At 64.9% G+C, this 21,851-nt stretch carries 22 protein-coding genes; 6 read left to right on the plus strand and 16 right to left on the minus strand.

The features are described from left to right. Positions 1-16: 16 nt before the first annotated feature. From ASC83_RS18955 to ASC83_RS23685, 5 genes are read right to left on the minus strand one after another with little or no spacing between them, the layout of a single operon-like run. On the minus strand, positions 17-2,305 hold the full coding sequence (locus ASC83_RS18955) for a methyl-accepting chemotaxis protein (protein WP_056066230.1): 2,289 nt from the start codon (positions 2,303-2,305) through the stop codon (positions 17-19). Between the two features lie 21 nt (positions 2,306-2,326). Next, positions 2,327-2,854 carry a chemotaxis protein CheW gene (locus ASC83_RS18960; RefSeq protein ID WP_056066233.1) on the minus strand — a complete coding sequence of 176 codons (528 nt, stop codon included), beginning with the start codon at positions 2,852-2,854 and terminating at the stop codon, positions 2,327-2,329. Between the two features lie 15 nt (positions 2,855-2,869). Next, entirely contained in the window at positions 2,870-3,235 is a 366-nt protein-coding gene (locus tag ASC83_RS18965) for a PleD family two-component system response regulator (protein WP_005796104.1), read from the minus strand. Further along, entirely contained in the window at positions 3,235-3,633 is a 399-nt protein-coding gene (locus tag ASC83_RS18970) for a PleD family two-component system response regulator (RefSeq protein WP_005796099.1), read from the minus strand. Before ASC83_RS18970 ends, ASC83_RS18965 begins: the two co-directional genes overlap by 1 nt. 59 nt (positions 3,634-3,692) lie before the next feature. Then, entirely contained in the window at positions 3,693-3,845 is a 153-nt protein-coding gene (locus ASC83_RS23685; protein ID WP_165836572.1) for a rubredoxin, read from the minus strand. A 115-nt stretch (positions 3,846-3,960) separates the two neighbouring features. On the opposite strand from ASC83_RS23685, the gene ASC83_RS18975 reads away from it, so the two are divergent. Continuing rightward, a complete protein-coding gene (locus ASC83_RS18975; RefSeq protein WP_056066236.1) occupies positions 3,961-4,920 on the plus strand; it encodes a bifunctional hydroxymethylpyrimidine kinase/phosphomethylpyrimidine kinase in 960 nt (319 codons plus the stop codon). Beyond that, positions 4,904-6,214: a glutamate-1-semialdehyde 2,1-aminomutase gene (hemL, locus tag ASC83_RS18980; protein ID WP_056066239.1), complete on the plus strand. Its 1,311-nt coding sequence runs from the start codon at positions 4,904-4,906 to the stop codon at positions 6,212-6,214. Before ASC83_RS18975 ends, hemL begins: the two co-directional genes overlap by 17 nt. A 100-nt stretch (positions 6,215-6,314) precedes the next feature. On the opposite strand, the gene ASC83_RS18985 is transcribed toward hemL, so the two are convergent. Then, the gene (locus tag ASC83_RS18985) at positions 6,315-7,094 is read right to left on the minus strand and encodes an IclR family transcriptional regulator C-terminal domain-containing protein (protein WP_056066242.1); all 780 of its coding nucleotides are present in this window, start codon (positions 7,092-7,094) and stop codon (positions 6,315-6,317) included. 259 nt (positions 7,095-7,353) lie between these two features. On the opposite strand from ASC83_RS18985, the gene pobA reads away from it, so the two are divergent. Continuing rightward, a complete protein-coding gene (gene pobA, locus ASC83_RS18990; protein WP_056066244.1) occupies positions 7,354-8,538 on the plus strand; it encodes a 4-hydroxybenzoate 3-monooxygenase in 1,185 nt (394 codons plus the stop codon). 43 nt (positions 8,539-8,581) lie between these two features. Here pobA and ASC83_RS18995 read toward each other — a convergent pair whose 3' ends face one another. The 5 genes from ASC83_RS18995 to ASC83_RS19015 all read right to left on the minus strand — a co-directional run bounded on the left by ASC83_RS18995 (position 8,582) and on the right by ASC83_RS19015 (position 12,898). Then, positions 8,582-9,088 carry a c-type cytochrome gene (locus ASC83_RS18995; protein ID WP_056066249.1) on the minus strand — a complete coding sequence of 169 codons (507 nt, stop codon included), beginning with the start codon at positions 9,086-9,088 and terminating at the stop codon, positions 8,582-8,584. A 41-nt stretch (positions 9,089-9,129) separates the two neighbouring features. After that, positions 9,130-10,731, minus strand: coding sequence for a bifunctional phosphoribosylaminoimidazolecarboxamide formyltransferase/IMP cyclohydrolase (purH, locus tag ASC83_RS19000; RefSeq protein ID WP_056066252.1), 1,602 nt, complete (start codon positions 10,729-10,731; stop codon positions 9,130-9,132). Positions 10,732-10,826: 95 nt separating this feature from the next. Continuing rightward, positions 10,827-11,060, minus strand: coding sequence for a Fis family transcriptional regulator (locus tag ASC83_RS19005; protein ID WP_056066255.1), 234 nt, complete (start codon positions 11,058-11,060; stop codon positions 10,827-10,829). Further along, the gene (gene dusB / locus ASC83_RS19010) at positions 11,057-12,103 is read right to left on the minus strand and encodes a tRNA dihydrouridine synthase DusB (RefSeq protein ID WP_056066258.1); all 1,047 of its coding nucleotides are present in this window, start codon (positions 12,101-12,103) and stop codon (positions 11,057-11,059) included. The genes ASC83_RS19005 and dusB overlap by 4 nt, the downstream gene beginning before the upstream one ends. A 210-nt stretch (positions 12,104-12,313) precedes the next feature. Beyond that, entirely contained in the window at positions 12,314-12,898 is a 585-nt protein-coding gene (locus ASC83_RS19015) for a M15 family metallopeptidase (RefSeq protein WP_056066261.1), read from the minus strand. A 151-nt stretch (positions 12,899-13,049) separates the two neighbouring features. Between ASC83_RS19015 and ASC83_RS19020 the strand changes: the two genes are divergently transcribed. Continuing rightward, complete coding sequence (locus ASC83_RS19020; RefSeq protein ID WP_056066264.1) at positions 13,050-13,532, plus strand: YqaA family protein; 483 nt, start codon at positions 13,050-13,052, stop codon at positions 13,530-13,532. 22 nt (positions 13,533-13,554) lie between these two features. On the opposite strand, the gene ASC83_RS19025 is transcribed toward ASC83_RS19020, so the two are convergent. From ASC83_RS19025 to ASC83_RS19045, 5 genes are all read right to left on the minus strand, one after another. Further along, positions 13,555-15,195, minus strand: a complete 1,641-nt coding sequence (locus tag ASC83_RS19025) for a bifunctional aminoglycoside phosphotransferase/ATP-binding protein (RefSeq protein ID WP_056066268.1) — start codon at positions 15,193-15,195, stop codon at positions 13,555-13,557. Between the two features lie 167 nt (positions 15,196-15,362). Next, positions 15,363-16,604: a diguanylate cyclase gene (locus ASC83_RS19030; RefSeq protein ID WP_056066271.1), complete on the minus strand. Its 1,242-nt coding sequence runs from the start codon at positions 16,602-16,604 to the stop codon at positions 15,363-15,365. 153 nt (positions 16,605-16,757) lie between these two features. Beyond that, positions 16,758-17,636 (minus strand): EamA family transporter RarD, encoded by an 879-nt coding sequence (gene rarD / locus ASC83_RS19035; protein ID WP_056066275.1) that lies wholly within the window; start codon positions 17,634-17,636, stop codon positions 16,758-16,760. 153 nt (positions 17,637-17,789) lie between these two features. Continuing rightward, entirely contained in the window at positions 17,790-18,884 is a 1,095-nt protein-coding gene (ychF, locus tag ASC83_RS19040) for a redox-regulated ATPase YchF (RefSeq protein ID WP_056066277.1), read from the minus strand. Positions 18,885-18,969: 85 nt separating this feature from the next. Next, on the minus strand, positions 18,970-19,842 hold the full coding sequence (locus tag ASC83_RS19045; RefSeq protein WP_056066280.1) for an MOSC domain-containing protein: 873 nt from the start codon (positions 19,840-19,842) through the stop codon (positions 18,970-18,972). A gap of 92 nt (positions 19,843-19,934) precedes the next feature. Here ASC83_RS19045 and ASC83_RS19050 point away from each other — a divergent pair, with 92 nt between their 5' ends. After that, on the plus strand, positions 19,935-21,077 hold the full coding sequence (locus ASC83_RS19050) for an FAD-dependent monooxygenase (RefSeq protein ID WP_056066284.1): 1,143 nt from the start codon (positions 19,935-19,937) through the stop codon (positions 21,075-21,077). Between the two features lie 28 nt (positions 21,078-21,105). After that, positions 21,106-21,834, plus strand: coding sequence for a DsbC family protein (locus ASC83_RS19055; protein ID WP_056066287.1), 729 nt, complete (start codon positions 21,106-21,108; stop codon positions 21,832-21,834). The last annotated feature ends 17 nt before the right edge of the window (positions 21,835-21,851 follow it).

Genomic DNA, 21,851 nt, shown 5'->3' on the forward strand with positions numbered 1-21,851 from the left:
ATGACTAACTGCTGCGTCAGGCGATCTTGAAACGTGCCACCGATTGGCGCAGTTCCTCGGCCATGTGCGAGAGCTCGCGCACCTGTTGCGCTGTGGTGCGGGTACCTTCACCCGTCTGCTCGGTCACCGCAAAAATGTGCTGGATGTTGTCGGCCACTTCGTTGGCCAGAACAGCTTCCCGGGAAGTCGAAGACGAAATCTGCTCAATCAGTTCGGCCAACCGGCGCGACACGCGGTCAATCTCGGTCAGCGCAGTACCAGCGCTGTCGGACAGGCGTGCCCCTTCCACCACACCCTGCGTGGAGCGCTCCATAGCAGCCACGGCATCCTGGGTATCGGTCTGAATGGCTTTCACCAGGGCAGAAATCTGGCGCGTCGCATCGGCCGAACGTTCAGCCAGACGCTGCACTTCTTCCGCCACCACCGAGAAGCCGCGACCGGCTTCACCGGCGGATGCAGCCTGGATGGCAGCGTTCAGAGCCAGCACGTTCGTCTGTTCGGTAATGTCAGAAATCAGCTCGGTGATTTCACCGATCTCCTGCGACGATTCACCCAGGCGCTTGATCCGCTTGGAGGTGTCCTGGATCTGGTCACGGATGGAGTTCATACCGCCGATAGCGTTCTGCACGGCCTGCAGACCCGAGTCCGCGGCTTGCAGCGACTGACGGGCCACCGTGGCGGACTCTTGCGCTTGTGTAGACACCTCGTTAATGCGAGTCGCCATGTCCAGAACGGAGCGGCCGGTTTCGCGAATTTCACGCAGCTGCTCGGTCGATGCCGCCAGCAGTTCGGTCGAGGTGTTGTCCACCTGGGCAGTCGTCTGCGCCACGCGGGTCGCCGTGTTCTGCACGCTGCCCACCAGTTGGCGCAGCTCTTCCACCGTGTAGTTCACCGAGTCGGCAATGGCGCCAGTGATGTCTTCCGTCACGGTGGCTTCTTGCGTCAGGTCACCTTCAGCGACCGACTGCAGTTCGTTCATCAAACGCAAAATGGCGGCCTGGTTGGCGTCGTTGACGCGCTTGGCTTCCTGCTCCTGGCGCTTGGCGTCGCGTTGCTGGTTTTCAGCAGCTGCCTGACGACCACGGCTGTCCAGCAGCTGGACGCGCGAAATGCCGATACCGCACAGCAGCACGAACAAGCCTGCCAGCGCCAGAGCGGCGAACTGGCCGGCGCCCAGACCGGTCTGGGCGGACAGCTTGCTCTGCAGACCTTCCAGCTGGCGGCGCAGTGGCTCGCTGTCGGCAATGATGGCGGACTGTGCTTCGCGGGCAGACACCAGACCTTGCAGGTTGCCCAGAATCGCGCTGGCCTGGGTCCGGGTCTGTTCGTACAGCTTGATCAGCGCTTCCAGTTGTTCGCGGGTCTGCGCGTCCTTGGTGGCCGACAGGCGCAACTCAGGGCTGCCTTCCAGCAGGCCCTGCGCGATTTCCTTGAAGGAGTTCAAGTCCTTGCCCAACAGGAACACGGCCTCAGGGCTCACGCCTTCCATGGTCTGGAACTCGTTGGCAGACTTGCCGATACGCTGGGTCAACATCACCAGCTGGCCTGCGGCGGAGATTTCGGCAGCGGGCGCATTTTGTTGCAGCTTGAGCGAGGAGACCGTTTCAGCGATTTCCAGCAGGTCGGACGACTGGCGGTTGATGGTGCGCAGAGCGTCGCCCACCTGCGTCAGGATCTTCTGCTGACCCATCACCACACTGGCGTTGCGCTCAGCGCGCTCCATCAGGGGGTTGACGGCGTCCAGATCGGGCTTGAAGGGCTCACCCAGCGACTGCACACCCAACTCGTTGTCACCGGCATTCAGGGCGCGCACGTTGCGCGCCAGCACGCCAGAGCTTTCCACCACGTCCGGGAAGGCCTGTGGGCTACCCACCAGTGCCTGCGACACCGACTTGGCAAGACGTTGCGACTGCATCAGCGACTGACCGGTAGCGGCCAATTGCTGTGCGGAACGGTCGGCCTGCTGCAGCACCCAACCGGCGATCAGCGCCAGCACCACCACACCCACGGCCAGCAAGGCCAGCAGTCGGCGCTGATGGCCGGCAGCGGTCGAGCGGCCCAGCAGGGGCAGGCTGATGAGGTCTTCTTCGGCCTCGGGCGCGGTCAACTCGGGCGTGTAGCCGTCGGGATCGCCCTGGACGCTGTTCATGGCTTCGGCCTGGTAGGAGTCGCGCAGTTGCGAGCCATCCAGCGCCCCCGTGGCCAGGAGATCCTGCCCATCGTCGGTCGCGCCGGCGGCTGCGCCGGTGTCAGGCGTGGCGGGTTTCCGGTTGAACAGTTTTCCAAATTGATTGACGACGGACATGGTGCAGCCTTACAGAAAAACTCAAGCACTGATGCTCAGGAAAGCGGGATGTTGGGACAGGATCTGCAAGTTCAGCTCCTGCCAGCGTGTGCCACTGGAATCGATATAGGTGGTGCCGAAGAAGCTGGGTGAATCCTCGGCGGGCGGCTCGGACGACACAAACGCATCCGTGCCGCGCAGACCGGCGAGGCGGTCCACCAGCAAGGCAGCGTTCACGTCAAGCGCCGCATTGAATGCCAGCAGGCTGGCCTCGGACAGGGCTTGCTCGGTGCGTGCTGCGGTGGACCCCAGCAACCCGGCCAGATCCACCACCCCCACCAGGCCGCCGCGCAGGTTGGCCACCCCCAGAAACCAGCTCTGGGTGTAAGGCACCGCCTGCACCGATACCCAGGGGAAGATCTCCCCGGACTGCCCCAGGGGCAGCAAATAGAAATTCCCGGCGGACTCTACAGCCAGCCAGGAGGACACAGACGTACCTTCGGACCTTGCAGCCTGCAAACGGCTGGCAAGTCGGGTCTGGAGCTCCCGTAGGGCTTCGCGGTTTGCCATGAGCGCGCCGCTGCCTCAGTTCAGAGCGTCAATTTTGGCCTGCAGCTCTGCGGGATCCACCGGCTTGGTGATGTAGCCGCGCGCACCCTGGCGCATGCCCCAGACACGGTCGGTTTCCTGGTTCTTGCTGGTGCACATGATGATGGGCACATCAGCGTAAAGGGGGTCACGGGTAATGGCACGCGTGAGCTGAAACCCGTTTTGGCCCGGCATCACCACATCCATCAGGATGAGGTCAGGCTTTTCTTCGGCCAGACGGCGAAACGCCTCTTCGGCATTTTCTGCGGTACGGACTTGCATGCCTTTTTTCTGAAGCAGGTCCGTCAAAAACATCAACTCGGTCTTCGAGTCGTCGACGACCAATACTTTCTGAATGGGCATTACATGGCTCCTTGTTGGGAATTGCCAAACTGCTGCACTGCCTGCAACAGCTGGTCTTTGGTAAACGGCTTGGTGAGATATTCCTGGCAGCCGACCATGCGCCCACGCGCCTTGTCGAACACGCCGTCCTTGGAGGACAGCATCACCACCGGGGTATCTGCGAAACGGGCGTTGCGCTTGATGATGGCGCAGGTCTGGTACCCGTCGAGCTTGGGCATGAGGATGTCGCAGAAAATCAGCTGAGGCTGGTAATCGTTGACTTTGGCCAAAGCATCAAAGCCGTCGTCGGCCAACAAGACTTCGTGCCCCCCCTGCTTGAGAAAAATCTCGGCGCTTCGACGGATGGTGTTGCTGTCATCCACCACGAGCACTTTGAAAGATGCGCCTGTTGTAGTCAATTGTCACTGCTCCCGATGGAGAAAATAAACAACGCAGCAGCGATTGGTGCTGGAGCGCCTCAGATCTGGACCATCTCGAAATCTTCCTTGCGGGCACCACATTCTGGGCAGGTCCAGTTCATCGGGACCTGATCCCAGGGGGTGTTGGGTGGAATGCCGTGTTCGGGAGACCCCTCAGCCTCGTCATAAATCCAGCCGCAAATCAAACACATCCAAGTTTTAAAGTCGGTCACAGCTTAAAGGGCCTTCACATAGAATGCAACGATTGTATCTAGTGATCTCCGCGGCCTGCAGCTTCCGTGCCACCCCTCCAGCAGGATCTGGTCCATGACCATTAAAGCCTCCCCTCCCCCCCCAGAAATCCCAGATATTGACGACGATGACGCGGAGGAAGCGAGCCCGGCCTGTGTGCTGGTGTTCAATGCCAGCGACCCCAGCGGAGCCGGCGGACTGACCGCCGACATCACCACCATCGCCTCGGTCGGCGGGCATCCGATCGCTGTGGTCACCGGGGCCTATGCCCGCGACACCGCTCAGATTTTTGACCACTTCAGCTTCGACGACGAGGCTGTGTCCGAGCAGGCGCGGGCCGTGCTGGAAGACCTGCCCGTACAGGCCATCAAAGTCGGCTTTGTGGGCAGCCCCGAGAACATCAGCACCATTGCCGAGATCACGACCGACTATGACGAAGTCCCCGTGATCGCCTACATGCCCAACCTGTCCTGGTGGCGTGACGAGCTGATCGACGAGTACCTCGACGCCTTTCGCGAGCTGCTGCTGCCCCAGACCTCGGTGTTGGTTGGAAACCACAGCACCCTGTGGCGCTGGCTGCTGCCGGACTGGACGGGCGAGCGCAGCCCCACCGCCCGGGACATTGCCCGCGCAGCGTCCGAGATGGGCGTGCCCTACACATTGGTCACTGGCATCCCCTTGCCCGAGCAGTTCGTCGAGAACGTGCTGGCCTCGCCGCAGACCGTGCTGGGCAGTGGCAAGTTCGAGCTGTTTGACGCCACCTTCTCGGGCGCGGGCGATACGCTCTCGGCCGCACTCACTGCCCTGGTGGCCAGCGGCAACGACTTGGGCGAAGCCACCAGCGAAGCGCTGGGTTACCTCGACCGCTGCCTGGACGCAGGCTTTCGCCCCGGCATGGGGCACATCGTGCCCGACCGCATGTTCTGGGCACAGCCTGAGGACGACGAGACCGACGGCGACGAAGAAGAAACCACGATTGATGAAACACAGGCCCTGGAGGGTTTTGTGATGCCACCCCATGACACCAAGCACTGATCTCAATATTCCCCTGTTCGAACGCGCCAAGGCGCTGATCCCCGGAGGCGTGAATTCGCCCGTGCGGGCCTTCAAGGCGGTCGGAGGCACACCCCGCTTCGTCAAGCGCGCGCAAGGCGCCTACTTCTGGGATGCGAACGACCAGCGCTTCATTGATTACATCGGCTCCTGGGGCCCGATGATCCTCGGCCACGGCCACCCCGCCGTGCTCGACGCGGTGCAGAAGGCGGCGCTCGAAGGCTTCAGCTTTGGCGCCCCCACCGAGCGCGAAGTCGAGCTGGCCGAGGAGATCCTGAGCCTGGTGCCGTCCATGGAGATGATTCGTCTGGTCAGCTCGGGCACCGAAGCGGGCATGAGCGCCATCCGCCTGGCCCGTGGCGCCACGGGCCGCAGCAAGTTCATCAAGTTCGAAGGCTGCTACCACGGCCATGCCGACTCGCTGCTGGTCAAGGCCGGCTCGGGCCTGGCCACGTTTGGCAATGCCACCAGCGCGGGCGTGCCGCCTGAAGTGGTGCAGCACACCCTGGTGCTCGAATACAACAACGTCGCCCAGCTCGAAGAAGCCTTTGCACTGCACGGCAAGGAACTGGCCTGCGTGATGATCGAGCCCATCGCGGGCAACATGAACCTGGTGCGCGCGAGCGTGCCGTTCATGCAGCGCTGCCGTGAGCTGTGCACCGAATACGGTGCGCTGCTGGTGCTGGATGAAGTGATGACCGGTTTCCGCGTGGCCCTGGGCAGCGCGCAAAGCGTGTACGCCAAGAGCATCCCCGGCTTCCAACCCGACATCACCGTGCTGGGCAAGGTGATCGGCGGTGGCATGCCGCTGGCGGCCTTTGGTGGCCCGCGCGCCATCATGGAACACCTCGCACCGCTGGGCGGCGTGTACCAGGCGGGCACGCTGTCGGGCAACCCGGTGGCCACGGCCTGTGGCCTGGCCACGCTGCGCGAGATCCAAAAGCCCGGCTTCTTCGATGCGCTGTCGGCCCGCACCCGCTCGCTGGTCGATGGCCTGCAAGCCGCTGCCACGGCGGAAGGCGTGCCGTTCTGCGGTGACTGCGAGGGCGGCATGTTCGGCTTTTTCCTGCTGCCCGAGCTGCCCCAGAACTATGCCCAGGTGCTCCAAACCGACAGCGCGCGCTTCAACCAGCTGTTCCACGGTCTGCTGGACCGGGGCATCTACATTGCACCGGCTTTGTATGAAGCGGGCTTCGTGAGCGCCGCCCACACCGCCGACGACGTGGCAGCCACCGTGGCTGCTGCGCGTGAAGTGTTCAAGACGCTCTCAAAATAATAGCTAGCAGCGCATATTGCACTAGCGCTTCCTGCCAATTTGGCACCGAATGGCCCTCACAAGGGCCATTTTTCATGGCGGCGAGGCTTGTGGCGGACAGTCACAGGAGTCCGCGCAGTTCGCGGGCGGCCTCCTGCAGCAGCGGCAGCATGTCGCGCTGCAGGCTGCCCTCGTCCATCTGCTTGGGCGACGCCACCACGTTGAGCGCCGCCACCGTATGGCCCTGCAGGTTGCGCAGCGGCACAGCCAGCGCGTGCACGCCCAGCTCATGCTCCTCCACGGCCAGGCAATAGTCGTCCCGCCGCACCTTGGTGATCACCTGCCGCAGCGGGCCTACCTGCGTAATGGTTTGGGGCGTGAGGCGGTGCAAGGGCCGGTTCTTGAGCCAGGCGGTCAACTCCGCCGGGGGCAGCGCCGCCAGCAACACGCGGCCGGTGGACGTAGGGTGGGCCGGCAGCCGCGCGCCCAGGTGCAAGCCATAGGCAAGCACCCGCGACGGCGCGCCATACACGCCGCTGCGCGCCACGATCACCACCTCATCCCCATCCAGCACCACCGCCGAGAATGACTGCTGGGTCTGGGCTGCCAGCCGGTTCAGCGTGGGTTGCAGCACGCGCGGCAGCCGGGCAGACGCAAGGTAGCTGCCCGAAAACCGAAGCACCTTGGGCGCCAGCCAGAAGTAGCTGCCATCCGTCTCCAGGTACCCCAGGTGCGCCAGGGTCAACAGGTGCCGCCGCGCCGCCGCCCGCGTGAGGCCGGTGCGCTGCGCCGCCAGCGTGGCGTTCAGGCGCTGGCGCTCGGTGTCGAAACTCTCCAGCACGGCCATGCCTTTGGCCATGCCTTCGATGAAGTCTGCCTTGGCGATGGGAGTGGAAGCCATGGGGGTGACGGGTTGGGGACCGGGGAATTGAGCGGGGTTCTAACGCCGGGGCTACCGGGGCCCTGCAGCGACTCGGTGCACTCACCACCGGGCCTGACCACCCGCATCACCCCGGAGACTGCGCGATCATCGCACAAAGCATCGACTGATCGCACGCAATCGGCAGCGCCGGATATCGCTTTGATCTGGATCAACCTACGCTCAAGGCCACTGGCTTTCGGTATCCCCCATCTCCCCACCCCATTCCCAGAGGTTTCCCATGCGCACCCAGGTTGCCATCGTTGGTGCCGGCCCCGCCGGCCTGCTGCTCGGTCAGTTGCTTCACAAGTCCGGCGTTGACGCCGTCATCATCGAGCAGCGCAGCCCCGACTACGTGCTCGGCCGCATCCGCGCCGGGGTGCTGGAGAAGGTCTGCATGGACCTGCTGGACCAGGCGGGCGTGAGCGCCCGTGCCCACGCCGAGGGCCTGCCCCACGACGGCATCGAGCTGCTGTTCAAGGGCCAGCGCCACCGCATCGATCTGCACGAGCTGACCGGCGGCAGCCGCGTGACGGTGTACGGCCAGACCGAAGTCACGCGCGACCTGATGGATGCGCGCGCAGCGGCCGGCCTCACCACCGTGTACGACGCACATAACGTGCAAGTGCACGACTTTGACGGCCAGCACCCACGCGTGACGTACGAAAAAGACGGCCAGACCCACGAGCTGGCGTGCGACTTCATCGCGGGCTGCGACGGCTACCACGGCGTGTGCCGCGCCAGCGCGCCGGCCGACCTGCTCAAGACCTATGAGCGCGTGTACCCCTTTGGCTGGCTGGGTGTGCTGGCCGATGTGCCACCGGTGTCGCACGAACTCATCTATGCCAACACCGAACGCGGGTTTGCGCTGTGCAGCATGCGCAGCGCCACGCGCAGCCGCTACTACGTGCAGGTGCCTACGACTGACAAGGTCGAGAACTGGACCATCGACCAGTTCTGGACCGAGCTGGGCAACCGCCTGGACCCCGAGGCCCGCGCCAACCTGGTGACCGGCCCCGCTCTGGAGATGAGCATCGCCCCGCTGCGCAGCTTTGTGGCCGAGCCCATGCGCTTTGGCCGCATGTTCCTGGCCGGTGATGCTGCCCACATCGTGCCACCCACGGGCGCCAAGGGCCTGAACCTGGCCGCCAGCGACGTGGGTTATCTGTGGACCGCGCTGACCGAGTTCTACAAAGAAAAGTCAGCCGTTGGCATCGACACCTACTCCGACCGCTGTCTGCGCCGCGTGTGGCGTGCCGAGCGCTTCTCCTGGTGGTTCACTTCGCTGATGCACCGCTTTCCGGAAACTGGCGAGTTCGGCCAGAAGATCCAGGAGGCTGAGCTGGACTACCTGGTGCACTCCCGTGCGGCCTCGGTGTCGCTGGCGGAAAACTATGTGGGTCTGCCGATGAACTTTGGGGCCTGAGCCCTAACGGGCCTCCAGACCCGGCCGCCATCGCCATCGCCGTTCAGCGGGCGGCGGATGCGGGCTCTGCGGCCGACGCGCCCTGTGCCGCGGCGGACGGCACCGGCAGCGACACCAGCCACTGCGCCATCTCGCGCGCCTGGGCTTCCGTGACTTGCGGGTGGCGCGGCATCAAGGTGCGGCCCCACTCGCCCACACTCCCGTTGCGGATCTTGCCGGCCAGGTAATCGACTGCGTCGGCGCGGTCGCGGTACCGCGCTGCTATCTGCTGGAACGACGGGCCTACGTAGTAGCGCTCCATGCCATGGCAGCGCAGGCAATCGGATGCCTCCACCAGGCGAAGTCCGGCCGGTGCGGAGGGCGGTGATGCAGCGCTGCCTAGCCCGTTTGCACCCGACGCGCCCTCAGCGGCACTCGCAGCGCCCGGCCCCGGCTGCAGCATGCGCCAGCCCAGGTTGAGCATGCCCAGCACCACCAGTGCCATGAACACCATCAGGGCCCACCCCAGCCAGCGGGGCCGGGGTGGCGGGGTCTCATCGTCGCGGTGCATGCGCGCGCACCGCCGCGAGCCCCGTCGCGATACCCATCATCTCAGTGGCGGAAGTGGCGCACACCGCTGAAGACCATGGCCACGCCACGCTCGTTGGCGGCGTCGATCACTTCGTTGTCGCGCATCGAACCACCGGGCTGGATCACGCAGGTAGCGCCCGCATCAACCACCACGTCCAGGCCGTCGCGGAAGGGGAAGAAGGCGTCGCTCGCTACAACCGTCCCTTGCAAGGTCAGGCCTGCGTGGCCTGCCTTGATGCTGGCGATGCGGGCCGAGTCCAGACGGCTCATCTGGCCCGCACCCACGCCCATGGTCATGCCGCCCTTGCAGAACACGATGGCATTGCTCTTGACGTACTTGGCGACCTTCCAGGCAAACAGCAGGTCTTCCATTTCTTCCAGCGTGGGCTGCTTCTTCGTCACGACCTTGAGGTCGATGAGTGACAGCTCGTGGTTGTCAGCGGTCTGCAGCAGCAGACCCGAGCCAATGCGCTTGGCATCCATGGCGTTACGGCCGCGTTCCCAGTCGGTCTTGCCACCGTGTGCGGGCAGCGCGATCTTGAGCAGACGCACATTCGCTTTGGCCTTGAAGATCTCCAGCGCCTCGGCGGTGAAGTCGGGGGCCATCAGCACCTCGACAAACTGTTTGCTCACCTGGGCCGCCGCTTGGCCGTCCACCACGCGGTTGAAGGCGATGATGCCGCCGAAGGCGCTGGTGGGGTCGGTCTGGAAGGCCTTGCTGTAGGCGCTCAGCGCGTCCAGGCCCACGGCCACGCCGCAGGGGTTGGCGTGCTTGACGATCACGCAGGCGGCGGCCTCAAAGCTCTTCACGCATTCCCAGGCGGCATCGGCATCGGCGATGTTGTTGTACGAGAGCTCCTTGCCCTGCAGCTGCACGCCGGTGACCAGGGAGCCGGGGGCGGGGTGCAGGTCGCGGTACAGCGCGGCCTGCTGGTGGCTGTTTTCGCCGTAGCGCAGGTCCTGCACCTTGGTGAAGATGCCGTTGCTCTGGCCGGGGAACTGGGTGCGCGTGGGCACGTAAGTTTCCGACAGTTTTTCTTCTTCGAACATGACGGACGAGAGGTAGTCGCTGATGGCGCCGTCGTACTGCGCGATGCGGTTGAACGCAGCCACCGACAGCGCAAAGCGCAGCTTGTCGCTCAACTTGCCACCGGCCTTCAGCTCGGCCAGCACGGCTTCGTACTGGTCGGCCGAGGTGATCACGCCCACGTCCTTCCAGTTCTTGGCGGCACTGCGCACCATGGCGGGGCCGCCAATGTCGATGTTCTCGATGGCGTCGGCCAGCGTGCAACCGGCCTTGGCCACGGTGGCTTCAAAGGGGTAGAGATTGACCACCAGCAGGTCGATGGTGTCGATGCCGTGCTCCTTCAATGCCGCCATGTGTTCGGGCAGCTCGCGGCGGGCCAGCAGGCCACCGTGCACCTTGGGGTGCAGCGTCTTCACGCGGCCGTCCAGCATCTCGGGGAACTGGGTGACTTCGGCCACCTCGGTCACGGGCAGGCCCTTGTCGGCCAGCAGCTTGGCCGTGCCGCCGGTGGACAGCAGCTTGATGCCCAGCGCGTGCAGCGCTTGCGCGAATTCGACGATGCCGGTCTTGTCAGAGACGGAGAGAAGTGCGTTCATGGTGGTGGTGCGGAGGTTTTGAATGAAAACAGGCTATAGCGCTAGTGCATCATGCGCTGATAGCTACAAAATAAATAGCAACTAGACGCAGTCCATCAGAGCAGCTTGTGCTCGACCAGCTTCTTGCGCAGGGTGTTGCGGTTCAGGCCCAGCCATTCGGCGGCGCGCGACTGGTTGTGGTCGGCCTGCTGCATCACGACTTCCAGCAGCGGCCTTTCGACCACACGCACCAGCATGTCGTACATGCCATCGGGCGTCTCGCCGCCCAGGTCGCGAAAGTAGCCCTGCAGGCTTTCGCGCACGCATTCTTCGATGTGTTTCTTGCTCATGCAACCAATCCCTCTTGTTCTTCTGTGTCGGCATCCACGTCGGTGGCGGCAGGCAGCCGGTCCATCTGTTGGCCCAGGGCATCCAGGTAGTCGGCCACGGCCTGCCACTGCGTGGTGCAGTCTTCGATCGTATTGATATGTGCCCGCAAGGCCTCGCCGCCCGGCAGCGCGCGCAGGTACCAGGCAATGTGCTTGCGCGCACTGCGCACGCCGGTCAGCTCGCCATACAGGCTGTAGTGGTCTTGCAGGTGGTCCAGCAGCAGGCGCCGCACCTCGGCCACCAGCGGTGGTGCCAGGTGTTCGCCCGTGGCCAGAAAGTGGCCGATCTCGCGGAAGATCCACGGGCGGCCCTGGGCTGCGCGACCGATCATGATCGCGTCGGCTCCGGTGACGGCGAGCACGTCGCGCGCCTTTTCGGGCGAGGTGATGTCGCCGTTGGCCACCACAGGCACCTTCACCGCCGCCTTGACGGCGGCGATGGTGTCGTACTCGGCATGGCCCTTGTAGCCCTGCTCGCGCGTGCGGCCGTGCACGGTGAGCATCTGGATGCCCACGCTTTCAAACTGCCGCGCCAATGCCACGGCGTTCTTGTGCTCCTGGCACCAGCCGGTGCGCATCTTCAGCGTGACAGGCACGTTGAAGGGAGCGCAGGCCTCGACCACCGCAGCGGCGATCTCCACCGCCAGCGCCTCGTTCTGCATCAGGGCGGAGCCCGCCCATTTGTTGCAGACCTTCTTGGCCGGGCAACCCATGTTGATGTCGATGATCTGCGCGCCGCGTTCCACGTTGTAGACCGCAGCCTCGGCCATCATCGGCGCATCGGTGCCGGCGATCTGCACGGCAATGGGCCCCGGCTCCCCTTCATGGTTGGCCCGGCGCGAGGTCTTGAGGCTGTTCCACAAATCCTTGCGCGAGGTCACCATCTCGCTCACCGCATAGCCCGCACCCAGCGCCTTGCACAGCTGGCGGAACGGCCGGTCCGTGACGCCCGCCATCGGGGCGACGAACAACCGGTTCGCCAAAGGAATGTGGCCAATTTGCATGGGCGGGGATAGGGAGGGGGAGGCAGCAACAGATGCTGAAAAAGGAGGCGGGATTGTACCTGCTCAAAATTTCAGCAACTGAAATGGAGCACACACCGTATCTATCTGACTGTCGGGCTCCATTGAGTCAGCCCACTGGACGCTTCCCTCGCCCCCCACTCGGGCCCTGTGGCGCAAGCACCGCAGCGTCTCAACGCGCTGAGTGCAGGTTCACCGTGCGGCGAGATCGGTGTCTGCAGCCTGTGCGGGCGGCACACCCCGCTGCGCGAAATGCCACCAGGCATCCGGCAGGTTGTCGAACTGGTGGCGCGCCATGAGCGCCCTCAGCCACTGGCGGTTGTGCAGCACGTCCGGGGAGAAACCGCTGGCGCCCGCCGCCGCCTCCGAGCGCGCAGCGCCCGCCGGAGTGCCCATGTCCACGGCCTGCCCATCGGCCAGCGGCCCGCGCACCACCTTGTGGGCCTTGGTGCCATCCACCACCTGCACCTGCACCACCCAGCCACCGCTGACGGTGTTGCAGATGGCCTGCAGCGCCATGCCCTGGGATTGCAGCTCGCGGCCAATGCGCTCCAGCGCCGGCCGTGCGGTGGGCGCCCTGTCGCAAGGCGTTATCGCGGTGGGCTCCCACAGCGTTGGCCCCCCTTGCAGGCCAGGGCTAGGTACCGCGGCCTGCGGGCTGTGCACGCAGGCCGCCAGCAACAGGGCCATGGCGGCCGAAGACCAGCGGGTCGCGGGCCGCAAAGCCATCGAGGGGTTCAAGCGGCGTGGTTGGGACGTTGTGGGCAATACCAGCATGGGCGACCTCCTGGGGTTGTCATTCAGGGCCAATGTGTTTTCACGATACAAAAGACGCTGCAACCCAGCCATGCGCCGATGGCGCGCGCCCCTGTAGGACAGATCCCCCTGGGGCACATGGAGCCCCACCCGCCCCCTACACTCGACGGCTATGGAAATCTGGATGCACCAGCTGCTCGAATGGCTGGCCCTGCCGCAATTCGGACTGAGCACAGTCTTTGTGGTGTCTTTTGTCTCGGCCACGCTGCTGCCACTGGGCTCCGAGCCCGCCGTGTTTGGTCTGATCAAACTCAACCCCGACCTGTTCTGGCCCGCCATCATCGTGGCCACCCTCGGCAACACCCTGGGCGGCGGCGTGAGCTGGTGGATGGGCCTGGGTGCGCACAAGGCGGTGGACAAGGCACGCGGCAATGCCACCGAGGTGCGGGCGCTGAGCTGGCTCAAGCGCTTTGGCGCGCGGGCCTGCCTCTTGAGCTGGCTGCCGGTGGTGGGCGACCCGCTGTGCGCGGTGGCCGGCTGGCTCAAGCTGCCGTTCTGGCAGTGTCTGGCCTATATGGCCGTGGGCAAGTTCCTGCGCTACCTCGTGATGACGAGCGTGCTGCTGTACTTCATGCCCGGCCACCTGGCCCCGTAGCGGCCCGCCGGTGCCACCGGGGTCAGTGTGGCAGCAGACGGTCCCAGTCCACGGGCACTGTGGTGTCCACGTGCAGCGTGATGGCCTCTTCGTGAGGCTGCAGGGGGTGGGCTCGGGCCCACTGGGCGTCCAGCACTGCCACGTCCGCCTCTGACGCACCGCCTCCGGCCAGCGCGCGCTGGCGTACGCGCTCGCGCAGCACCGGCAGGGGGGCCTCGAACGACAGAATGTGGCAGGGCACTTGCGCGGCAGCGGCCAGCTCCAGGAAAAGTGCGCGGGCATCACGGTCCAGCAAGGTGGCATCCACAATCACGGAGTAGCCTGCCGCCAGCACCTCGCGCGCCACTTGAGCCAGCCGCTGGTGCGTGCGCAGTGTGGCCTCTGCGGTGTAGATGCCGCCCGGTATTCCGTCGCTGGCAGCATCGGGCGCCAGGCCAAACAGGCGCTTGCGCTCCACATCGGCCCGCACACGCACCATGCCACGCTGGCACGCCAAGGCCAGCGCATGGGTGCTCTTGCCCGCGCCCGAAAAGCCATGAGCCAGCCACAAGCTGGCAGAGCACGCCGTGGACCAGCGTGCAGGCCGTTGTCCTGCAAAGCCCGCCGCCAGCTCCAGATACCCCTCCACGGTTTGCGCAGCGTGCCCGCTGCCACTACCGCCACCGGTGGGGTCCATCCGCAGGGCTGCAACCCGCGCCCGCACCAGGGCACGGTAACAGCCGTAGTAACGCAACACCACCAAGCCTGCATAGTCCCCGGTGTGTTCGAGCCACCGGTTCAAGAACCGCCAGGCCAGATCCGCCCGACCATGGGCCGCGAGGTCCATCACCACAAAGGCGATGTCAGCCACGCAGTCGATCCAGCGCAGGGCGGGGCTGAACTCCAGGGCGTCGAACAGCTGGGCCTCACCATCGATGAGCGCAATGTTGGCCAGGTGCAAATCGCCATGGCACTCGCGCACCCGACCGGCTGCCCGGCGCGCCTCGAACGTGGGGGCCAGGGCCTGCCCCTCATGCTGGCACCAGCTGGTCACCTGCGCCAGCAATGGCCCCTGACCAGGCAGTGCGCCTGCCACGGAGGGGAGCAGAGCCGCCAGGCAGTCACCCACCGGCGCTTGCACCGCCGCTGCTGTGCCCCAGGTGGTGGCGCCTGCGGCGACGGCGGCCGTGGCATGAAACTGCGCCACATGGCGCGCCAGCTGGTCGATCTGCGCAGGTGACACACGATGTGCGTCCAATGCGGTAGCGAGCAGTGCCTCCTGGGCAAAACGCCGCATCCACACAGCGGGCTCGGCGCCTGGTGGAGCGCCTTGCCAGGGCACCACCCGCAGCGTGGCCGAAGCATCTTTTGCCGCATCGCTCACCAAGCCGACAACGCCCAGGTAAAGGCCCGGCGCCGTCCGGCGGTTGATGCGCAGCTCTTCCTCGCAGGCCGCATGCCGTAGCGCCCGCGTGCTGAAGTCCAGAAAATCCAGCTGCAGTGGCTTTTTGAACTTGTAGGCGAAGTCACCGGCCAGCAGCACCCACGAGATGTGGGTTTCTATACATTCCACGGGCTCCATCGGGTCTACCGGATGCGGGAAAGCCTGTGGTTGCTGCTGCAGCATGCGCACGCGCTGCTGGGCAGTGGCGAATTCGGCCGACAGGTCAACGGATGGGGACATGGAACGGACGCGGGGCCTGGGCTTCGGCACCCACGCGCCGGCGCAGCACGGTGCGATGCCACCCAACGCGCAGGTGGGAACAGACCCTCAGTGTGGGCGCCGCAGGCCGCTTGTCAACCCGATCAGCACAAACGATAGCCGGCACACCGCCAGCCAATGGCCAGAAACTACAAGAAAGCGTGGCCGCTGGGGATCGACAGGTCCGACAGCTGAGAGTCGCCTTTGGCGATGGGCTCCTCGACCACCACCTGGTTGCGCCCACCCTCCTTGGCCATGTACATGGCAGTGTCCGCCCGCGAGAAGAACTCCAGCACCGACTCGCCCAGCACATACTGGGTCACACCGATGGACACCGTCACGCGGCCTTTGAGCAGGCCCGTCCAGGCGTGCGACTCGACCTGGGCCCGAATGCGTTCGCAGGTGTTGAGCGAGGGCAGCAACGAAGTCGCCGGGAAGATCAGCAGAAACTCCTCGCCACCGTAGCGCCCAAACACGTCGCCACCGCGCACCCCCTGCTGCGCAACGCGCGCAAAGGTGCGCAACACCTCGTCGCCCCCCAGGTGACCCAGCTCGTCATTGATGCGTTTGAAATGGTCAATGTCCAGCACGGCCAGGCACAGCGGAATCCCGCTTTCGTCAGCCAGCTGCTTCTGTTCTTCGAGCGCCGCGAGAATGTAGCGGCGGTTGAAACAGCCCAGCAAAGTGTCGCGCTGCGCATCTTCCTGGATGTTCTTGATCTTGCGGCTGGCCTGGTAGAGGCTGCGGTACAGCCGCTGCACGCGGCCCATGAGCACGATGAACGCAGGAACCGATACAGCCAGCGCCAGCAGGTGCATCAGCTCCAGCCGCAGCAGTGCGTCGTTGCCCTGCTCTGCGTAGTGCGCGGCTGCCACTGCCGCATAAGCGCACAACACCCCGGCCGTCAGCACCAGCAACGTGCGCCGGGGTACGGTAAAGATGCCATAAGCCACTGCCACAAACATGAAGGGGGCCAACAGAATCTGCGTGACAGGCTCCAGGTAGAACAACCCCAGCATGCCACTGATGGAAGCCACCACGATGCCCAGCTTGAGATGGCGCAGCCGCAGTTTGTGGTGCAGGCCCAAACGAAACAAGGCACCAAACACCGCGAAGCCCGCCGCCGTCAGACCGGCCAGCACCCACAGCACCTGGACCCCCACCACGCCCAACGCATAGAACCCCAGCAGGGCCAGGGCGTACAGGCCAATGAGCCCCGCCACAGCCCACCACTTGGACTGCGCACTGCGCTCTCCCCGGGGGCCAAAGCCATCCAGCGCGCGCCGTCCAGGTCGCACGGCGACTGAAGACGAATCGTCGAACTCCAGCACGGCATCGGTCAACGGGAAGGCATCCGTCGCCGAAAACAGGTTTTTGCGTCCAAAAAGCATGTGGTGGCGGGCTCTGGCCTGGATATGTGGGTGGGCGGTGCAGCAACACACGCGCAGCACCCGTCAGACAAATCGCAGGATCTTACGCGTGGCTGACAGAATCGAACTGCGCGTTTTCCAGTAGCCCAGGCGACAGGGACCGCCCCCGGCGATTCAGGCCACCGCCATCCGCTGACGCGTCCACCAGCCCTCCACGCTGTACACCAGCAGCGCGGCCCAGATCAAAACAAAACCCACCAGCCGCGCGGGCTGAAAGGCCTCGTGGTACACCCACACCCCCAGCGCAAACTGGAGGCTGGGCGAGATGTATTGCAGGATGCCCAGCGTGGACATGGGAATGCGCCGCGCGCCAGCGGCAAACAGCAGCAAAGGTACGGCCGTCATGGGCCCGGCCAACAGCAACCAACCCACAGTAGACGCATCGCCCTGCACCAGAGCGCCCTGTCCTTGCCAGCTCCACCAGGCCAGCACCACTGCCGCCAACGGCGCCAGCATCAGGGTCTCCAAGGTAAGCCCCTCCAGCGCGCCCAGCACCGCTACCTTGCGCAGCAGGCCATAGAAGCCAAAGGTCAGTGCCAGCACCAGCGCGATCCAGGGCAGGCGCCCTGCCTGCACGGCCAGCCACAGCACACCAGCCGCAGCCACCGCCACGGCCAGCCACTGCCCGGGCCGGGGGCGCTCGCGCAGGAACACGAAGCCCAGCGCCACATTCACCAGTGGCAAGATGAAATACCCCAGACTGGCATCGACCACATGGTGGTTCTGCACCGCCCACACGTAGGTCAGCCAGTTGCCCGACAACAGCACGGCCGACAATGCAAATGCGCCGAGCACCCGCGGCTGGCGCACCACAGACGCCATCCACGCCCATTGCCTGCGCACGGCCAGCAGCCCCAGCACCACGGCCAGCGACCACAGCGTGCGGTGCATCACCACCTCCAGCGAGGGCACATCGGCCACCTGCTTGAAGTACAGCGGGAACAGCCCCCAGGCGACATAGGCCAGGGCAGCGTAGAGGATTCCTGTATTCATGCGTGAGAAACCATCAAAGAGTGAACAAAGGCATGGCCTTGCCCGGGTTGCTCTGGAGCGGGAAGCCGCCAGAAAAAATCCCTGCCCGCCCGGGGGCAGACAGGGATGACGGGCAACACAGCGCACGCAGGCCCCGAGGAGCCTGCAGCAGGGTCAGACGTTGAACAGGAAGTTCAGCACGTCACCATCCTTGACCACGTACTCCTTGCCTTCGGCACGCATCTTGCCGGCATCCTTGGCGCCCTGCTCGCCCTTGTAGGCAATGAAGTCCTCGAAGGCAATCGTCTGCGCACGGATGAAGCCGCGCTCGAAGTCGCCGTGGATCACACCAGCAGCCTGAGGCGCGGTGTCGCCAATGTGGATGGTCCAGGCGCGCACTTCCTTCACGCCAGCGGTGAAGTAGGTCTGCAGGCCCAGCAGCTTGAAGGCGCCACGGATCAGGCGCGCCAGGCCCGGCTCGGTCTGGCCCATTTCGGCCAGGAACATGTCGCGGTCTTCGTCGCTCATCTCGGCCATCTCGGCCTCCATCTTGGCGCAGATGGCCACCACAGGCGCATTCTGGCTGGCAGCATAGTCCTTGAGGCGGTCCAGGAACGGGTTGTTCTCGAAGCCGTCTTCACTCACGTTGCCCACGAACATCGCGGGCTTGGCCGTGATCAGGCACAGGGACTTGAGCAGCGGCTGCTCTTCCTTGGTGATTTCGACCGAGCGGGCAGGCTTGCCTTCGTTGAGTGCGGTCTGGATGCGGGTGAGCAGCGCCACCAGCTTGGCGGCATCCTTGTCGTTACCCGACTTGGCAGCCTTGGTGTATCGGTTCAGGGCTTTCTCGACAGTGCCCAGGTCAGCCAGGCACAGCTCGGTCTGGATCACTTCGATGTCGGAGATCGGGTCCACGCGGCCCGCCACGTGGATCACGTTGTCGTCTTCAAAGCAGCGCACGACGTTCACGATGGCGTCGGTTTCACGGATGTGGGCCAGGAACTGGTTGCCCAGGCCTTCACCCTGGCTGGCGCCAGCCACCAGGCCGGCAATGTCCACAAACTCGACGATGGCGGGAACGATGCGCTCGGGCGAGATGATCTGGGCCAGCTGCTGGAGGCGGGGGTCCGGCACCTCCACCACGCCCACGTTGGGCTCGATGGTGCAGAAGGGATAGTTCTCGGCGGCAATACCAGCCTTGGTCAGCGCGTTGAAAAGGGTGGACTTGCCGACGTTGGGCAGGCCCACGATGCCGCATTGGAGGCTCATGGCAGGGCTTTCTGATGTTCTGGAGACAAACCGCCGATTTTACGGGCGCGCCCAGTGCCCAGTGCTGATGGCCCAAATCAGACGGTCATTCAAACCGCAAATCGGCAGCAATGCGTTGCCCCACACGCAGCCACTGCCCTGCGCCGCTTCGCACGATGGCGTTCATGCCGAACGTGATGGCGCCGTCCAGCCGCTTATCCTGGCGGTAGGTGCGCAGGGTGTCGCCCACCGACGGATGGCTCTCGGCCGTGGCCGGGTCGATGTCGGGGATGGGGCATCGCGCGCAGGGCTTCACCGGTTGCAGGTGGACGTCGGCGGTGCCATCACCCTCCACATGGATCAGATCCACGCGGTCCTCGTCGTGGGCATCCACCCCCGCCAACACCACGTTGGGCCGGAACCGCTCCATGCCCACCGCGCCGTGGCCGCCGGCCGTGAGCCGTGCGTTGAGATCCTTCAGGGATGCCTCACTGGTCACCAGCAGCGGAAACCCGTCAGCAAACTGGTTGGGAGCCTCCATGCCATCCGTCCACTCCAGGCTGGACAGCCGCCGATGTTCCGGGTCAAACCGCACCAGGCGGCAGGGCTGCCCCAGAAAGTCGCTGAACCACTGGGCCGCCACAGGGCCCATGTCCCACGCAGGCACCGTGTCGCGCCAGACGGTCACCGTGGCCGGGGCCTCCACTGCGTCGATCGCCACATGCAGCGCCAGCATGCCCGGAGCCCGCAGCACCATTTCATCACTCTTGAGCTGGGGCCGGATCAGCGCCATGCGGGGCAGGCTGCGCTGGGTGAGGAACATGCCCTGTGCGTCCACCACCATCCAGGCGCGGTCCAGATCCAGCCCGGTCTCGGTAAGCAGCGCCTGCTGCACCTCGATGCCCGCACAGGATTTGACGGGATACACAAACAGCCGCGCAATGGTGCCGGACAGATCAGACTCGGAAGGGAAACTCACGCCGGGTGCTCCTGAAGAAGGGTGCCAGAAAGGCCAGACCGCAATTCTGCCCTGTCATTACAGGGGGTAAGACCCCTCCTACAATGCCTGTCATGGCCCCAACCTTTGATATCTGTATTCGTGGCACCGGCATCGTGGGCCGAACCCTGGCCTTGTTGCTGGCACGGGAACGACTGAGGGTGGCCCTGGTACCAGCCCCGGCTCCACGCAGCGCGGCGGCCACTGATGTACGGGCCTATGCCCTGAATGCAGCATCCCGTAGCCTGCTCGAATCGCTGCGCAGCTGGCCCGACGCCGAACACGCCACCGCCGTCAAGCACATGCAGGTGCAGGGCGATCAGGATGGCTGCGTGCATTTCGATGCCGCCCCCCAGGGGGTAGAAGCCCTCGCCTGGATCGTGGATGTGCCGGCCCTGGAAGAGCGACTGGCACAGGCTGTGCGGTTTCAGCCATTGGTAGAGGTGGTGGATATCCCAGTGGCTGCGCCCCTGACCGTCGTGTGCGAAGGACGCGCCAGCACCACCCGGTCCGAGTTTGGCGTGCACTTTGACGTGACGCCCTATGCCCAGCACGCCATTGCCACACGGGTGCGCTGCGAACATCCGCATGCGCAGGTCGCACGCCAGTGGTTTTTGCCACAAGGCATCCTGGCTTTTTTGCCGCTGGAGGGAGCCCAGGGGAACTCTGTGGCCGTGGTGTGGTCCGTCCCTGAGGAGCGGGTTTCCGCGCTGATGGCGTTGCCGGCCGACGCCTTTGCGCAGGAATTGCAGACGGCGAGCCAGCAGGCGCTCGGCAGCATTGCGCTCATTGCCGAGCGTGCCACTTGGCCGCTGCAGCTGGCCAAGGCAGACCGCTGGTGCGGTGCTGCATCGACCAATGCGACCAATGGCCCAGCTGCGCGCAGCTGGGTACTGGCAGGCGACGCGGCGCACAACGTGCATCCGCTGGCAGGGCAAGGGCTGAACCTGGGCTTGGCCGATGTGGCAGCCTTGGCCGATGTGCTGCGCACCCGCGACTACTGGCGCAGCGTCGCCGACCTGCGGCTGCTGCGGCGCTACGAACGCCAGCGAAAACCGGCTCTGATAGCGATGGGCCTGGCCACCGATGGGTTGCAGCAACTGTTTGCACGTCCGGAGGCGCCCTGGCAGGCGCTGCGCAACTGGGGCATGAAGGGCTTTGAACACAGCGGCCTGCTGAAGGATTTTTTGGCCCGCCAAGCCATGGGAATGCGCTGAACGCGCGAGTTTGATAGACAGGAATACGATGAAACTGACCACTGCTTTGCTGACCGTTGCGGCAGCCACCCTGAGCCTGAGCGCCACGGCGCAAGAGGACGCCATCCGCAAGGCATTGGCCCAGCGTATTCCTCAGATGGACAAGATCGACGAAGTGCGCCCCACTCCCATGAAGGGTCTGTACGAAGTGCGCATCGGTACCGACCTGTTCTACACAGACGCCAAGGGCGACTATGTGATCCAGGGCGAGCTCATCGACTCCAAGGCGCGCCGCAATCTGACCGAAGACCGCATCAGCAAACTCACAGCTGTCAACTTCTCGGCCCTGCCCCTGAAAGATGCCGTAACCATTGTGCGCGGCGACGGCAAGCGCAAGGTGGCCGTGTTCGAGGACCCCAACTGCGGCTACTGCAAGCGCTTTGAGCGCGACTTGCAGCAGATCAACAACGTGACGGTGTACCTGTTCCTGTACCCCATCCTGAGCCCGGATTCGGCCGAAAAGTCGCGCAACATCTGGTGTTCAAAGGACCAGGCCACGGCGTGGCAAGACCAGATGGTGCGTGACAAGCCCGCACCGGCGGCTAGCTGTGACACCAGCGCGCTGCAGCGCAACCTGGCCTTTGGCAAGAAGTACAAGATCACCGGCACCCCCACCCTGATTTTTGCCAATGGAACCCGCGTGCCTGGCGCCATAGGTGCCCAGGAAGTGGAAAAGCGCCTGGCCGAGGCCGCCAGCGATGCACCCTCCGCCAATTAATAGCCGCTGAAAGCCCC

The sequence above is a fragment of the Acidovorax sp. Root402 genome, assembly GCF_001425125.1.
Lineage (GTDB): Bacteria > Pseudomonadota > Gammaproteobacteria > Burkholderiales > Burkholderiaceae_C > Acidovorax > Acidovorax delafieldii.

Excerpts from the sequence above, each read along its gene's own strand:
- ASC83_RS19015 (WP_056066261.1), bottom strand. The coding sequence starts at position 12,898 with ATGCTGGTATTGCCCACAACGTCCCAACCACGCCGCTTGAACCCCTCG.
- ASC83_RS18985 (WP_056066242.1), bottom strand. The coding sequence starts at position 7,094 with ATGGCTTCCACTCCCATCGCCAAGGCAGACTTCATCGAAGGCATGGCC.
- ychF (WP_056066277.1), bottom strand. The coding sequence starts at position 18,884 with ATGAGCCTCCAATGCGGCATCGTGGGCCTGCCCAACGTCGGCAAGTCC.
- ASC83_RS18960 (WP_056066233.1), bottom strand. The coding sequence starts at position 2,854 with ATGGCAAACCGCGAAGCCCTACGGGAGCTCCAGACCCGACTTGCCAGC.
- purH (WP_056066252.1), bottom strand. The coding sequence starts at position 10,731 with ATGAACGCACTTCTCTCCGTCTCTGACAAGACCGGCATCGTCGAATTC.
- ASC83_RS19005 (WP_056066255.1), bottom strand. The coding sequence starts at position 11,060 with ATGAGCAAGAAACACATCGAAGAATGCGTGCGCGAAAGCCTGCAGGGC.
- rarD (WP_056066275.1), bottom strand. The coding sequence starts at position 17,636 with ATGAATACAGGAATCCTCTACGCTGCCCTGGCCTATGTCGCCTGGGGG.
- hemL (WP_056066239.1), top strand. The coding sequence starts at position 4,904 with ATGACACCAAGCACTGATCTCAATATTCCCCTGTTCGAACGCGCCAAG.
- ASC83_RS18975 (WP_056066236.1), top strand. The coding sequence starts at position 3,961 with ATGACCATTAAAGCCTCCCCTCCCCCCCCAGAAATCCCAGATATTGAC.
- dusB (WP_056066258.1), bottom strand. The coding sequence starts at position 12,103 with ATGCAAATTGGCCACATTCCTTTGGCGAACCGGTTGTTCGTCGCCCCG.
- ASC83_RS19030 (WP_056066271.1), bottom strand. The coding sequence starts at position 16,604 with ATGCTTTTTGGACGCAAAAACCTGTTTTCGGCGACGGATGCCTTCCCG.
- pobA (WP_056066244.1), top strand. The coding sequence starts at position 7,354 with ATGCGCACCCAGGTTGCCATCGTTGGTGCCGGCCCCGCCGGCCTGCTG.
- ASC83_RS18955 (WP_056066230.1), bottom strand. The coding sequence starts at position 2,305 with ATGTCCGTCGTCAATCAATTTGGAAAACTGTTCAACCGGAAACCCGCC.
- ASC83_RS18995 (WP_056066249.1), bottom strand. The coding sequence starts at position 9,088 with ATGCACCGCGACGATGAGACCCCGCCACCCCGGCCCCGCTGGCTGGGG.
- ASC83_RS19050 (WP_056066284.1), top strand. The coding sequence starts at position 19,935 with ATGGCCCCAACCTTTGATATCTGTATTCGTGGCACCGGCATCGTGGGC.
- ASC83_RS19020 (WP_056066264.1), top strand. The coding sequence starts at position 13,050 with ATGGAAATCTGGATGCACCAGCTGCTCGAATGGCTGGCCCTGCCGCAA.
- ASC83_RS23685 (WP_165836572.1), bottom strand. The coding sequence starts at position 3,845 with ATGTGTTTGATTTGCGGCTGGATTTATGACGAGGCTGAGGGGTCTCCC.
- ASC83_RS19055 (WP_056066287.1), top strand. The coding sequence starts at position 21,106 with ATGAAACTGACCACTGCTTTGCTGACCGTTGCGGCAGCCACCCTGAGC.
- ASC83_RS18965 (WP_005796104.1), bottom strand. The coding sequence starts at position 3,235 with ATGCCCATTCAGAAAGTATTGGTCGTCGACGACTCGAAGACCGAGTTG.
- ASC83_RS19025 (WP_056066268.1), bottom strand. The coding sequence starts at position 15,195 with ATGTCCCCATCCGTTGACCTGTCGGCCGAATTCGCCACTGCCCAGCAG.